At 71.2% G+C, this 12,880-nt stretch carries 14 protein-coding genes; 8 read left to right on the top strand and 6 right to left on the bottom strand.

What is annotated here, in order from left to right; translation table 11 throughout:
* Window positions 1-1,171: diflavin oxidoreductase (locus ACWDSL_RS34315; RefSeq protein ID WP_450491863.1), on the top strand; the 1,171-nt coding region annotated here is incomplete at its 5' end.
* A gap of 2 nt (window positions 1,172-1,173) precedes the next feature.
* Here ACWDSL_RS34315 and ACWDSL_RS34310 read toward each other — a convergent pair.
* The 3 genes from ACWDSL_RS34310 to modA are packed head-to-tail and all read right to left on the bottom strand — an operon-like array spanning window position 1,174 to window position 3,943.
* Window positions 1,174-2,253 carry an ABC transporter ATP-binding protein gene (locus ACWDSL_RS34310; protein WP_450491862.1) on the bottom strand — a complete coding sequence of 360 codons (1,080 nt, stop codon included), beginning with the start codon at window positions 2,251-2,253 and terminating at the stop codon, window positions 1,174-1,176.
* Window positions 2,250-3,110 carry a molybdate ABC transporter permease subunit gene (gene modB / locus ACWDSL_RS34305; RefSeq protein WP_450491861.1) on the bottom strand — a complete coding sequence of 287 codons (861 nt, stop codon included), beginning with the start codon at window positions 3,108-3,110 and terminating at the stop codon, window positions 2,250-2,252. The genes ACWDSL_RS34310 and modB overlap by 4 nt, the downstream gene beginning before the upstream one ends.
* The gene (modA, locus tag ACWDSL_RS34300) at window positions 3,107-3,943 is read right to left on the bottom strand and encodes a molybdate ABC transporter substrate-binding protein (protein ID WP_450491860.1); all 837 of its coding nucleotides are present in this window, start codon (window positions 3,941-3,943) and stop codon (window positions 3,107-3,109) included. The genes modB and modA overlap by 4 nt, the downstream gene beginning before the upstream one ends.
* 175 nt (window positions 3,944-4,118) lie before the next feature.
* On the opposite strand from modA, the gene ACWDSL_RS34295 reads away from it, so the two are divergent.
* On the top strand, window positions 4,119-4,601 hold the full coding sequence (locus tag ACWDSL_RS34295; RefSeq protein ID WP_450491859.1) for a molybdopterin-dependent oxidoreductase: 483 nt from the start codon (window positions 4,119-4,121) through the stop codon (window positions 4,599-4,601).
* A 29-nt stretch (window positions 4,602-4,630) separates the two neighbouring features.
* Here the strand turns inward: ACWDSL_RS34295 and ACWDSL_RS34290 are convergent, their stop codons facing one another.
* Window positions 4,631-5,053: a TOBE domain-containing protein gene (locus tag ACWDSL_RS34290; RefSeq protein ID WP_450491858.1), complete on the bottom strand. Its 423-nt coding sequence runs from the start codon at window positions 5,051-5,053 to the stop codon at window positions 4,631-4,633.
* A gap of 110 nt (window positions 5,054-5,163) precedes the next feature.
* Complete coding sequence (locus tag ACWDSL_RS34285) at window positions 5,164-6,555, bottom strand: aminotransferase class I/II-fold pyridoxal phosphate-dependent enzyme (RefSeq protein WP_450491857.1); 1,392 nt, start codon at window positions 6,553-6,555, stop codon at window positions 5,164-5,166.
* Between the two features lie 195 nt (window positions 6,556-6,750).
* Here ACWDSL_RS34285 and ACWDSL_RS34280 point away from each other — a divergent pair, with 195 nt between their 5' ends.
* The 6 genes from ACWDSL_RS34280 to ACWDSL_RS34255 all read left to right on the top strand — a co-directional run bounded on the left by ACWDSL_RS34280 (window position 6,751) and on the right by ACWDSL_RS34255 (window position 12,086).
* A complete protein-coding gene (locus ACWDSL_RS34280) occupies window positions 6,751-7,725 on the top strand; it encodes a hypothetical protein (RefSeq protein WP_450491856.1) in 975 nt (324 codons plus the stop codon).
* Window positions 7,726-7,777: 52 nt separating this feature from the next.
* Window positions 7,778-8,611, top strand: a complete 834-nt coding sequence (locus ACWDSL_RS34275) for a nitrilase-related carbon-nitrogen hydrolase (protein ID WP_450491855.1) — start codon at window positions 7,778-7,780, stop codon at window positions 8,609-8,611.
* 1 nt (window position 8,612) lies between these two features.
* Window positions 8,613-9,548, top strand: coding sequence for an ABC transporter substrate-binding protein (locus ACWDSL_RS34270; RefSeq protein WP_450491854.1), 936 nt, complete (start codon window positions 8,613-8,615; stop codon window positions 9,546-9,548).
* Window positions 9,549-9,587: 39 nt separating this feature from the next.
* Window positions 9,588-10,610 carry an amino acid ABC transporter permease gene (locus ACWDSL_RS34265; protein ID WP_450491853.1) on the top strand — a complete coding sequence of 341 codons (1,023 nt, stop codon included), beginning with the start codon at window positions 9,588-9,590 and terminating at the stop codon, window positions 10,608-10,610.
* Between the two features lie 47 nt (window positions 10,611-10,657).
* Window positions 10,658-11,410, top strand: coding sequence for an amino acid ABC transporter ATP-binding protein (locus tag ACWDSL_RS34260; RefSeq protein WP_450491864.1), 753 nt, complete (start codon window positions 10,658-10,660; stop codon window positions 11,408-11,410).
* A gap of 340 nt (window positions 11,411-11,750) precedes the next feature.
* On the top strand, window positions 11,751-12,086 hold the full coding sequence (locus ACWDSL_RS34255) for an SH3 domain-containing protein (protein ID WP_256981890.1): 336 nt from the start codon (window positions 11,751-11,753) through the stop codon (window positions 12,084-12,086).
* Window positions 12,087-12,252: 166 nt separating this feature from the next.
* Here ACWDSL_RS34255 and ACWDSL_RS34250 read toward each other — a convergent pair whose 3' ends face one another.
* Window positions 12,253-12,786 carry a hypothetical protein gene (locus ACWDSL_RS34250; protein ID WP_450491852.1) on the bottom strand — a complete coding sequence of 178 codons (534 nt, stop codon included), beginning with the start codon at window positions 12,784-12,786 and terminating at the stop codon, window positions 12,253-12,255.
* Window positions 12,787-12,880: the final 94 nt, after the last annotated feature.

The following is a 12,880-nucleotide window of genomic DNA, read 5'->3' as shown; positions in this document are numbered from 1 at the left end:
CGCCGCCGCCCCGGCCGCCGCCGCCCCGGCCGCGGCTCCCAGGCCGGGCCGAGCCGCCCCGGTCACCGCGCGCCTGACCGGCAACCGCCTGCTGAGCCTGCCCGGCGCGGGCAAGGAGGTACGGCGCTTCACCTTCGACACCCGCGACAGCGACACCCCGCTGCGCTACGAGGCCGGGGACGCCCTGGCCGTGCACCCCGTCAACTGGCCGGAGCTGGTGACCGAGTGGCTGGCCGTCACCGGTCTTGACGCGGACGCGACCGTCTCGGTCACCGGCGTCGGAGACATGCCCTTCGCCGAGGCCCTGCTGCGCCACCTGGACATCACCCGGATCACCCCCGATCTGCTGCGCTTCGCCGCCGACCGCGCCCGCGACCCGCGCGAGCTGCGGAAGCTGCTGCGCCCGGACAACAAGGGCGGGCTGGCGCAGTGGTCCTGGGGGCGCCAGGCCGTCGACGTGGCCGCCGAATTTCCCCTACGGGCCGGGGCGCAGGAGTGGGCCGAGGTGCTGGGGCGGCTGCAGCCCCGCCTGTACTCCATATCCTCCAGCCCCCTGACCGACCCCCATCTGGTGTCGCTGACGGTCTCCGTCGTCCGCTACGAGAATCTGCGCGGCCGCCCCCGCCAGGGCGTGTGCTCCCCCTTCCTCGCCGACGCCGAGCCCGGCGCCCCGGTGCCGGTCCGTGTCCAGCCGGCGCCGCACTTCCGCCCGCCCGCCGACCCCGCCACACCGGTGGTGATGGTGGGCCCCGGCACCGGCATAGCGCCCTTCATCGGCTTCCTGGAGGAGCGCAGGGCCCGCGGCCACCGCGCCCCGAACTGGCTGTTCTTCGGGGAACAGCACAGCGCGACCGACTTCTACTACGAGGAGGAACTGGCCGCGTTCCTCGCCGGGGGCACGCTCACCCGCCTGGACACCGCCTTCTCCCGCGATCAGCGCGCCAAACTCTACGTCCAGGACCGGATGCGCGAACACGGTCCGCTGCTGTGGTCCTGGCTCCGCGATGGCGCCCATTTTTACGTGTGCGGCGACGCCTCCCGTATGGCCAAGGACGTCGACCGGGCCCTGCGGGAGATCGTCACCGTCCACGGTGGCCTGGACGCGGCCGAGGCAGAGGCGTACGTCAAACAGCTGGCCGCCGACAAGCGCTACGTACGTGATGTGTACTGATCTCAGGCGGGGTACGCGTGTGTCTGGGCCGCCTTGACCGTGGCCCACACCGTGGCTCCCGGGCGGAGGTCGAGTTCGGCGGCGGCGATCGTGGTCAGGTCGGCGGCCAGGGGCAGTTCGCCGGTGAGGGCGGCGCGGATCTGGTCGCCGTGGGTCTCAAGACCGGCGACCTCGCAGCGCCAGAGGTTGCGGGCGCTGGAGCCGGTGGGGCGGTCCCGGTGCAGGGTCACCGCGTTCGGCGGGAAGGCTACGAAGGCCGGGCCCGTCAGGTCCTCCGTGGTCGTGATCCCGGGGCCGCCGTCGACGCGGACCGTATGCCCTTCGGCCCGGCCCTTGTAGAGGTTGAGGCCGACCAGATGGGCGATGTAGTCCGTACGGGGGCGGCGGGCGATGTCGGAGGGGGTGCCCTGCTGGACGACGCGGCCGTCCTCGACGACGACGAGGTGGTCGGCCAGCACCATGGCGTCCAGCGGATCGTGCGTGACGAGTACGGCGACCGCCTCGAAGTCGGCCAGGTGGCGGCGGAGCTGGGCCCGGACGTCGAGGCGGGTGCGGGCGTCGAGGGCGGCGAGCGGTTCGTCGAGAAGCAGCAGCCGCGGACGGGTGGCCAGGGCGCGGGCGAGGGCGACGCGCTGGGCCTGGCCGCCGGAGAGCCGGCGGGGCTTGGCCCCGGCGTGGGCGGCCAGGTCCATGCGGTCCAGCCACTCGGCGGCCTGTGCGCGGGCCTGCGTCTTGCTCGCGCCGTGGCAGCGGGGGCCGAACGCCACGTTGTCGAGCGCCGAGAGATGAGGGAAGAGCAGATAGTCCTGGAAGACCACGCCGACCGGGCGGGACTCCGGCGGCGTACGGTCCAGCACGGCTCCGTCCAGCCTCAGATGGCCGTCCGTGAGCGGTACGAGGCCGGCCAGGGCGCGCAGGGCGGTGGTCTTGCCGGCGCCGTTGGGCCCCAGGAGCGCAACCACGTCACCGGGCGCGGCCGTCAGCGCCACATCGAGCCGGAAGGAGCCGCGCTCGACCACGAGACGGGCATCAAGACCCTCGGTGGTGGTTGCCTTGAGCGCGGTCTTATCGGTGTCGGTCATGCGGGGGCCATCCAGCGGTCGCGCAGCCCGGCCAGTACGGCGATCGACACGGCCAGCAGCACCAGGCTCAGGGCGATGGCCGCCTCCGGGTCGTTCTGCAGGGCCAGGTAGACCGCGAGCGGCATCGTCTGTGTACGGCCGGGGAAGTTGCCGGCGAAGGTGATCGTCGCGCCGAACTCGCCGAGCGCCCGGGCCCAGGCGAGCACGGCGCCCGCCGCGACACCAGGAGCGATCAGCGGCAGCGTGACCCGGCGGAAGGCCGTGAAGCGGGAGGCCCCCAGGGTGGTGGCGGCCTCCTCGTAGCGCGGGTCGGCGGCGCGCAGGGTGCCCTCGACGCTGATCACCAGGAACGGCATCGCGACGAACGCCTCGGCCACGATGACACCCGTGGTGGTGAACGGCAGCGTGATCCCGAACCAGGAGTCCAGCCAGCGCCCGACGACGCCGTTGCGGCCGAGCGCCATCAGCAGGGCCACACCGCCCACGACCGGCGGCAGGACGAGCGGCAGGGTCACCAGGGCGCGTACGAGGCCGCGGCCGGGAAACTCGACGCGGGCGAGCAGCCAGGCCAGCGGGACCCCGAGGACCAGGCTCACCGCGGTCGCGGCCGTGGCGCAGACCAGGGAGAGCTGGAGGGCCTGCCAGACCTCGGTGCTGGTCAGCAGGTCGGGGAGGCTGCTCCAGGGAGCCCGGATGAGCAGGGCGACGAGGGGGACCAGCAGGAAGGCCAGGCCGATCAGCGAGGGCAGCAGGAGGGGCAGCGGTACGCCCCCGCGGACGCGCTCCCTGCCCATGCGGCGGCGCCGCGGATCACCGGTGAGGGTGTCCGCGGCGCCGGTCTTGTCCGGTGGGGTCACGGCTTGAGGAACCCGGCCCCGGTGAGGACCTTCTGGCCCTCGGCGGACCGCACCAGCTCGATGAACGCCTTGGCCGCCTTGGCGTTGGGGGCGTTCTTGAGCAGGGCGATCGGGTAGCCGTTGATGGCGTCGGCCGATTCGGGGAACTCCACGCCCTCCACCTTGTCACCCGCCGCCTTCACATCGGTCTTGTAGACGACCGCGGCGTCGGCCTCCTTGAGCACGACCTTGTTCAGGGCGGACTTGACGTCCTGCTCGTAGGAGACCGGGGTGAGCTTGAGCTTGCTCGCGTCCAGGGCCTTCTGCGCGGCGGCGCCGCAGGGCACCGTCTTGTCGCAGAGCACCACCTTCAGACCCGATTTGGTGAGGTCCTTCAGGGAAGCGACCTGGTCGGGGTTGCCCGGCAGGGTGGCGATCTCCAGCTGGTTGCGCACGAAGGTGGCGGGGGTGCCGGCCGCGTCGCCCTTGTCCGTCACGATCTTCATCGTCTTGGGGCTGGCGGCGGCGAACACATCGGCCGGGGCGCCACCGGTGATACTGGCCGCGAGGCTGTCGCTGCCGCCGAAGCTGAAGGTGACCTTCGTCCCCGGGTGCTCCTTCTCGAACGTGTCGCCGAGCGTGCCGAAGCTCTCCTTCAGCGAGGCCGCGGCGAAGACCGTCACTTCGCCGGACAGCTTGTCCGAGCCGGAAGAGCCCTTTGTGGAGGAGTCCTTCTTCCCGGTCCCGGAGGAGTCCGAGTCGGACGAGGAGCAGGCGCTCAGGGTCAGCAGGGCGGCGGCACCTGCGCCGGCCACCTGAAGCATCCGGCGGGTCCGGCGCGCGGAACGGGTCATCACGGGTCCACTCCCTCGGGTCCTGACTCTGGTCAGGCGTTGATGATACTTCCGCACTTGCGAGGGGAAACCCTCCCATCCCATTGCATGAGCTGGATCTTCTGGGTACTGGCATTGCATATGCGTTTGTACGGGATGGCTGTTCGGGTACGGGTCACCAGGGAGGTGGTACCTCGTGAGCCAGTCCCTCACAGCCGCCGGTACGGCCGCCGGTCCGGTGGCGGAACTCGTCCTCGCAGGTGATCTGGCCCGTCCGGCCCGCCTGACGGTGCCCGACCTTCTCGCCTGGCCCCAGCACGGGGCACAGGTCGCCTTCGAATGCGCCACCAGCGGTGTCCAGCACCACCACTTCACCGGACCGCTGCTGCACGACGTCCTCACCGACGCCGGTCCCGTCTTCGACGCGGCCCGCCGAAAGGACCGGCTGCGCTTCCTCATCGCCGTACGCGGTACGGACGGCCACCGCGCGCTGCTGTCCTGGGCGGAGATCGACCCGGACTTCGGCCGCGCCCCCGTCCTGCTCGCGGTCACCCTCGACGACACCCCGCTCGACCGCGCGGGCCCCCATCTGGTCCTGCCCCAGGACCGCTGCGGCGCCCGGTACATCAGCGGTATCGACACGATCCGGGTGGACGGCGGATACCCCGCGTGGAGCTGAGGGCCATGGGAGAGGGCCATGGGAGGGTGTCAGACGCGGTCGATATGCACGTTCGTCGACTTCACCCGGGCGGTGGCCTCCATGCCGACCTCCAGCCCCAGTTCCTCCACGGCCTCCCGGGTGAGCAGCGATACGAGCCGGTGCGGTCCGGCCTGGATCTCCACCTGTGCCGCCACATCGCCGAGCTTGATCGCGGTGACGATGCCGGGGAAGGCGTTGCGGACCGAGGTGTACGACGCCTCCTCCTCCGTACCCCCGCCACTTCCGCCACTCCCGCCACTTCCGCCCTTGGCGAGCTCCACGGAGAACGCGGCCAGGTCCTTCCCGTCGATGAGCCGCTTCCCGCTCTCGTCGCGGTGGGTCGCCACCCGGCCCGCGTCCGCCCACCGCCGTGCGGTGTCCGGACTCACGCCGAGGAGCCGTGCCGCCTGGCCGATCGTGTATGACTGCATGCGCGCCAAGATAAGGCCACAGGGGCCCCTTTGACCTGCGCCTCCGCCGAGCCCCGGCCGCTGGAACCCAAGCGTCGGCCCGGGCTCGGCGCCGTGCCGCCGTACGGATTTCAGCGCAGGTGGTCCGCCGTGGCCGCCGCCGCCAGGGCGAGCAGGGCGGCCGTGTCGTCCAGGGTGGCCGGGTCTTCGGAGAGCCTGCTGGTGGCGACCCGTATATGGGGCTGGGAGTAGGAGACGCAGAAGCGGCCGCCCGGTGAGACGGTGACGCCCCGGGCGGCCAGGGTGACCAGCGCGGAGGTCTCGTCGGCCACGGGCACCCAGAGCATGAGGCCGTCCTGGTTGAGGGTGGGCACGCCGAGCCCGGCGAGCCGTTCGGCGAGCGCGCCGCGGCGCAGCCCGTACCGCTCGGCGGCCTCCTGGACCCGGCGGGTGGTGGCCGCGTCGGTGAGCAGGTGGGCGAGCGCGTCCTGGAGGATGCGGCTGGTCCAGCCGGAGCCGAAGGTCCGCAGGACCCGGGCGCGATCGACCAGTTCCCCCGGGCCGCCGACCACGGCCAGGCGCAGATCGGGCCCGTACGCCTTGGAGTAGGAGCGGACCAGGGCGGTGCGCCCCGGGAGGTGCGTTCCGATGCTGACGCCCGGGCGCGTGGCGAGCGGGCCGATGCCGTCGTCCTCGATGACGGTGACATTCGGGGCGTCCTCCAGGACGGCGGCGAGGGCCGCGGCCCGTTGTTCGCTGAGCGTCCAGCCGCAGGGGGCCTGGGCCCGCGACTGGTGCAGGAACAGGGCGGGGCGCTGGTCGAGGGCGCGCGCCAGCGCGTCGGCGCGCGGGCCCTCGGCGTCGCAGGCGACCGGCACGACCTGGGCGTCGAGGGCTTCGAGGATGTCCAGCAGGCGGGCCGCCGTGGGGTCCTCCACCATGACCCGGTCGCCGGGCACGATCAGCGCCTGGCACAGCAGCTGTACGCCCGCGTAGCCGCCGTCGACGGCCATCCACGCCTCGGGTGCGAACGGCCAGGTGTCACGCACGGCGTCGAGGAGCCCGTCCGTGATGGCGGTGCGGGAGTAGGCGTTGAGCAGCGGGGTGCGTGCCCCGGCGAGCAGGGCGTCGGCCGGCGGGGGCAGCAGGGCGGGGTCCGGTGCGGCCACGGCGAGGTCGAGGGTGAGATGGGTGCCGAAGTCGCCGACGCGTTCGTAGCGCACCGGGTGCGGGACCGACGGGGGGCCGCTGACCAGGCTTCCGCGCCGGCCGAGCGTGGTGATCATCCGGTGCCGGCGCAGCACCGCCCACGCCTCGGCCACGGTGCTGGGGCTGACGGCCAGTTCACCGGCCAGGGCCCGCACGGTGGGCAGCGAGCTGCCGGGAGCCAGCTCCCCTGACCGGATCAGATCGGTCATGGCGACCGCGATGCCGCGGGCGCTCGCGTCCTTGATGTGCCCCGCCAGCCTGCGGGTCGGCCATCTGCCGCCCGGTCCCTCGACCCTGCCGTTTCCGTCGCTCACCAGCTTGTTCCCCCACTTCTGCGCCCACAGGTTACGACACGGAAAAACTATGTTCAGTAACAAACTAGATCTTGTTTGACCTCTGTTCTGAACAATAGCCTGCCGGTCATCGCATGGATGAAAACAAGCCATGTGCGTCAAGTGCGTCATGAACGAGCTTTGCGTGTCATGTACCAACCGCTAGGAGTGCGTGCTGTGTCATCGCCCACGATCCGTCTGGGACTCCGCGACTGGGACCACTTGGTGCCGCTGATGTCCGGGCGGGTGCAGGTGCCGGGCTTCCGGGTCGAGATCGACGCGCGGGACGTCACCCCCGACGTGCTCACCGAGCCCGGTCTCGACGGCGGGGAGACCTCCTTCAGCCGCTACGTACGGGCCCGCGCGGCGGGCGACGACCGGCTGGTCGGCCTGCCCGCGTTCGTGATGCGCGGCTTCCGCCACCGCTGCGTCCTGGTGCGCGCCGACAGCCCGCTGCGCTCGTTCGGCGAGCTCGCCGGTGCCCGCATCGGCCTCACCGGCTGGCCCGACTCCGGCAACACCTGGACCCGGGCGCTGATCCGGGCCGCGGGCGTGGACCTGTCCGGTATCGAGTGGCGGGTGGGGCCGCTGGCCGCCGGGGAGGTCGGCAAGGATCGGCTGGGAGACCGTCCGCTGCCGCGACACGTGTCCGCCATGGCCGAGGGCGAGTCGCTGGTCGGGGAGCTGGCCGCGGGGCGGCTGGACGCGATCCTCACCCCGTTCATGCCGCCGGAGTTCTTCACCCCGGACAGCCGCTTCCGGCATCTGCTCGACGATCACCCGGCCGCGGAGCGCGCCTACTGGGCGGCCACCGGGTTCGTCCCCGGGATCCACCTGGTGACGCTGAAGAAGGAGGTCGTCGAGGCCCACCCGGAGCTGCCCGCCGCCCTTCTCGCGGGCCTGGACGCGTCCAAGCGCCACTGGCTGGAGCGGCGGCGGCTGCTCGCCGACACCACGCCCTGGCTGCTGCACTCCCTCACCGAGTCGGTCGAGGTCTTCGGCGCGGACTGGATGCCGTACGGCACCGAGCACAACGCCGCGATGACCCGGGCCTTCTGCGAGGAGCTGTACGCGCAGGGCATCGCGCCCGAGCCCATCGACCCCGCGGTCGTCTTCCCGCTGCCGTCCGCCGCCGTCGCCCCCGCCGCGTGACGCCGCCGGCCCTGCCCACCCCACCGATCGACACTTCTTGGAGCACCGCCGCATGCGTATCGCCGTAGGACAGTTCGCAGCCAGCCCCGACTGGAAGGAGAACCTGGGCGCGTGCCTCGACCTCGCCACTGAGGCGGACCGGGGCGGCGCGGATCTGCTCGTCCTCCCCGAGGGCGTGCTGGCCCGCTTCACCGAGGACCGCCACCGCATCCGCGAGGTCGCCCAGCCGCTGGACGGCCCGTTCGTCACCGAACTGGCCGCCGCCACCGCGCACGGCTCCACCACCATCGTGGTCGGCATCCACGAGCCCTCCGACGACGGCCGGGTCTTCAACACCCTGGTGGTGCTCCGCGCGGGCGAGCTGATCGCCCGCTACCGCAAGATCCACCTCTATGACGCCTTCGGCGACCAGGAGTCCGCCAACGTCCGCCCCGCCGACGAACCGCCCGTCGTCGTCGAGGTGGCCGGCACCAAGGTGGGCCTGATGACCTGCTACGACGTCCGCTTCCCTGAGCTGGCCCGGCTGCTGACCGACGCGGGCGCCGAGGTGCTGGCGCTCCCGGCCGCCTGGGTGCGCGGCCCGGCCAAGGAACGCCACTGGGAGGTCATGATCGCCGCGCGGGCCCTGGAGAACACCTGCTGGGTCGCCGCCAGCGGCGAGTCCGGCCCGCGCAACATCGGCAACAGCCTGATCATCGACCCGCTCGGCACCGTGCGCTCCCGGCTCGCCACCGGCCAGGGCCTGGCCTGGGCCGAAGCCGACCCGGGCGTCACCGCCGCCGCCCGCTCCACCCTCCCCGTCCTCGCCAACCGGCGGTTCGCCGTCGACCCGACCGTCCGTCCCCTGGGCACCCTTCCCCTCGGCACCCTTCCCCTCGGAGCCTGATATGTCCCCCAGACGAATCGCCCTCGCCGCCGGCGCCGCTCTGTCCTGTACCGCCCTGCTCGCCGCCTGCGGCGCCAACCCGCCCCAGGCCGACGGCGCGGCGAGCGAGAAGACGGCCGCCGCGGCGGGGTCCCAGCTCACCGAGGACAAGGAACTGCACGGCCAACTGCCCGAGAAGGCACGCAAGTCCGGAAAGCTGGTGTCGGTCAACAACGGCTCCTTCCCGCCGTACGAGATCGCCGGCTCCGACGGCCACAGCCTCACCGGGGCCTCCGCGGACCTCTCGGCCGCGCTCGGGAAGGTGCTCGGCGTCACCATCGAGCATGTGACGGCGGACGGGCTGCCCAGCGAGCTGACGGGCATCAAGGCCGGCCGCTACGACTTCGCCATCGGCCCGATCGGCGACTTCAAGGATCGGCAGGGCGCCAACGACTTCGTGGACTGGGTCCGGGAGTTCGTCGTCTTCGCCGTACCCAAGGGCAACCCGAAGAACATCACCTCCCTCGACACCGCCTGCGGCCGGAAGGTCGCGGTCATGGCCGGCGGCTCCGCCGAGGGCGTCATCAAGAAGCAGTCCGAGGCATGCAAGAAGAAGGGCAAGGCCGCCGTCCAGGTCCAGTCGTACAAGGACCAGCCGTCCTCCATCCTCGCCGTGAAGTCCGGCCGCGCCGACGCGTTCTTCTCCTCGCAGGCCCCGCTGACGTACTTCGTGCAGCAGTCCAAGGGAGAGCTGGAGCTGGCGGGCACCGGGCAGTCCAACGGGTTCGACGACCTCTACCAGGGCGCCGTCGTCCCCAAGGACGGACCGCTGCGCGACGTCCTGCTCAAGGCCATCCAGAAGCTCATCGACAACGGCAGCTACGACCAGATCATGCAGAAGTGGGGGCTCAAGGACAACGAGCTCAAGCAGGCGGGCGTCAACCTCGCCAAGTCCTAGCCCCGGCTCCGGATGACTCACGAAAGGAGGTGAGCCGCCATGGCCACCGCCCCCTCCCCGGATTCCCCGGACCACACCCCGGCGGTTGTCGCCGTCAAGGAACGTACGGAGCACCCGCACGCGCCCGACCACCCCGTGGACGTGGCCCACGCCGTTCCCGTACGGCATCCGCTGCGCTGGCTTTCCGTGGTGGTCCTGGCCGTGCTCGCCGCCCAGCTCGGGCACTTCCTGATCACCAACCCCAATTTCGAATGGGGCACGGTGGGCGCCTACTTCGGCGCGCAGGTCTTCGGCCAGGGCATCGTCACCACCATCGAACTCACCGTGGTGGCCATGGCGATCGGCACCGTCGGCGGCGTCTTCGTCGCGGTGGGCCGCATGTCGGAGAACCGGGTGCTCAGCACGGTCTGCGGCGCCTACGTCTGGTTCTTCCGCGGCATCCCGGTCCTGGTGCAGCTGATCTTCTGGTACAACCTCTCGGCGCTGCTGCCCCGGATCTCCTTCGGCATCCCGTTCGGCCCCGAGTTCATCAGCGCCGAGACCAACACCTTGATCAGCCCCTGGCTCGCCGCCATCCTCGGCCTCGGCCTCAACGAGGCCGCGTACATGGCCGAAATCGTGCGCGGCGGTCTGCTCGGCGTCGACCACGGCCAGACCGAGGCCGCCTCCGCGCTCGGTCTGGGCCGGGCCCGCATCCTGCGCCGGATCGTGCTGCCGCAGGCGATGCGCTTCATCGTGCCGCCCACCGGCAGCCAGGTCATCAACATGCTCAAGGCGACCTCGCTGGTCAGCGTGATCGCCCTCGCCGACCTGCTGTACACGGCGCAGTCGATCTACAACCGCACCTTCGAAACCATCCCGCTGCTCGTCGTGGCCTGCCTGTGGTACCTGGTCATGACCTCCGTGCTCTACGTCGGGCAGTCGTTCATCGAGCGGTACTACGCCCGCGGCAGCAGCCGTAACTCCCCGCAGAGCTTCTGGGACTTCGCGCTCTTCCGCCGCCGTACGACAGGCAAGGCGGACAAGGCAGGGACGGAACCCGTATCGGAGACCCCCTCATGACGACGACCAAGGCGACCAAGGCGACGGACCCGGCCACCACCTGGCCGATGGTGCGGGCGCACCAGGTGCACAAGCGGTTCGGACACGTCGAGGTCCTCAAGGGCATCGACCTGGAGGTCCACCCGGGCGAGGTGGTGGTGCTGCTCGGCCCGTCCGGTTCGGGCAAGTCGACCTTCCTGCGCTGCGTCAACAACCTGGAGCGGATCGACTCCGGCTCCGTCCACGTCCAGGGCGAGCTGATCGGCTTCCGCCGGACCGGCTCCCGCGTCCACCACCTGCGGCCCCGCGAGGCGACCCGGCAGCGGCGCGACATCGGCATGGTGTTCCAGCACTTCAACCTGTTCCCGCACCAGACGGTCCTCGGCAACGTCATGGAGGCCCCGGTGGGCGTCCTGCGCATGCCAAAGGCCGAGGCGCGGGAGACGGCGCTGCGGCTGCTGGAACAGGTCGGTCTCGCCGAGAAGGCCGACGCCTACCCGCGCCAGCTGTCCGGCGGCCAGCAGCAGCGGGTGGCCATCGCCCGCGCCCTGGCCATGCGGCCGAAGCTGATGCTCTTCGACGAGCCGACCAGCGCCCTCGACCCCGAACTGGTCGGCGAAGTCCTCGCCACCATGCGCGACCTGGCGCGCGGCGGCCTCACCATGCTGGTGGTCACCCACGAGATCGGCTTCGCCCGGGAGGTCGCCGACCGGGTGGTCTTCATGGACGGCGGCGTTATCGTCGAGAGCGGTACCCCCGAGGAAGTCCTCGACAACCCGGCCAACCCGCGCACCCGGGCGTTCCTCAGCCGCTTCCTGTGAGCGGGAGCCCCCGCGCCCGCCCTCGCCCTGTGCCGGGATTCCCGGCACGGGGCGAGGCGTGAACGCCACTCAGCCGAAACGACGTTGGCGAAAGTCCGTCTACAGCATCGGGTAGGGTCTACTTCGCGCGCGTGAAGACCAAGCGCGCCCGACGCGCTGAGCGAGGACCAAGCCGGCGCAACCCAACGCATTCGGGCGACCAGATGGATTATGTCCCGGTTGGCGTTGGGGGAGTAAGTTTTTTTCGGGTCGCTGACCCACGGGGGCTTCATGAGTCAGGAATCCCCTTGCTTCAGCTGACAATCCATCGCGATCACCTGGCGAATCAAGGAGACGAGAAGTGCGAATTGCCCGGCGAATAGGCGCGGCTGCCGCGTCCGCTGCCGTAATCCTCGGGGGCGCCGTGCTCACCGCCCCGACCGCCTCGGCGGCATCCCTGCCGAGGGCGTGCAACCTGATCGTTACGCAGACCAAGGAAGCTTCGGCGGCCGTGAACCTGCGCAGCGGCCCCGGGACGAATTACACCTCCCTTGGACTCCTGTCCAAGGGTACCGATTTCACCGAGTACTGCACCAAGGATTACAAGTGGAGCTACGGCAAGGTCACCAGCGGGGCCAACAAGGGGAAGAAGGGCTGGGTCAAGTACTCCCTCCTCAACCCCGTCGAAAAGCGCTGACCCGCGCCGTAATTCATTCTCACGCGCAAAACACTTTCTGAAGCCATAGCAGAGCCAGGTCAAAGCCCAACGTCGTTTCCGTTGAGTGACCTTGTCGCTCGGGGCGGCCAGGCTCCGCTCGCCTGCGGCGAAGGGACCCTGGCCGCCCGCCTGCCCGCCGCGTCCGTCACTCCTCGCGCAGGGCGTCCCGCGCCGCGTCGACGAAGTCCGTGAGGGCGGCCCAGAACGGGCGGTAGGAGGCCTCGAAGCGGCGTACGGCCTCGGGGTCGGCGGGGGCGTCGGAGCGCATGTCCCGCAGGGCCCGGTGGAAGGGGCCGGTCGCGTTCTGCAGGGCGTTCGCCGCCGTGGCCGCGGCGGGCGGTCCCTCCAGCTCGATCACGCGTACGCGCCGGCGCAGCTTCCCGTACTGGTCGAGCTCCCGCTCGACCAGTTCCTCGAGGGCGGCGGGTCGGCGCTCGGCGTCGGCGGTGCGCTGGGCGGCGGACACCTCCCAGTACACCTCGACGTTCTGGTGGGCGTGTTCGATCAGATCGAGGTACGCGGTGCGCCTGCTCTCGCGCCGCCGCTCCGACTGCTGGGCCCGTGCCGCGGTGTCCGCCTGGATCCGGGCGGCCCGGGTGTTGCCCCGGCTGGTGACCCAGCTGGCCAGGACGGCGGTGCCGCCGGTGAGGGCGGCGATCCAGAACGTGTTGTCGGCCACGGTGCGAAGCTCCCCGGTTCGTCATGTCATTCGTCATGTCAGGCGGGCGGTCGCCATCGCCCGATCGTAGGAAGATTAGGAAGATACGTAAGAC

It is taken from the genome of Streptomyces sp. NPDC000941 (assembly GCF_053599555.1).
The sequence above is the reverse complement of the archived record's forward strand: the minus strand, read 5'-3'. Positions and strand labels throughout refer to the sequence as shown.

Coding starts and splice junctions, on each gene's coding strand:
- ACWDSL_RS34310 (WP_450491862.1), bottom strand. CDS start 2,253: ATGACCGACACCGATAAGACCGCGCTCAAGGCAACCACCACCGAGGGT.
- modA (WP_450491860.1), bottom strand. CDS start 3,943: ATGACCCGTTCCGCGCGCCGGACCCGCCGGATGCTTCAGGTGGCCGGC.
- ACWDSL_RS34290 (WP_450491858.1), bottom strand. CDS start 5,053: ATGCAGTCATACACGATCGGCCAGGCGGCACGGCTCCTCGGCGTGAGT.
- ACWDSL_RS34275 (WP_450491855.1), top strand. CDS start 7,778: ATGCGTATCGCCGTAGGACAGTTCGCAGCCAGCCCCGACTGGAAGGAG.
- ACWDSL_RS34270 (WP_450491854.1), top strand. CDS start 8,613: ATGTCCCCCAGACGAATCGCCCTCGCCGCCGGCGCCGCTCTGTCCTGT.
- ACWDSL_RS34265 (WP_450491853.1), top strand. CDS start 9,588: ATGGCCACCGCCCCCTCCCCGGATTCCCCGGACCACACCCCGGCGGTT.
- ACWDSL_RS34260 (WP_450491864.1), top strand. CDS start 10,658: ATGGTGCGGGCGCACCAGGTGCACAAGCGGTTCGGACACGTCGAGGTC.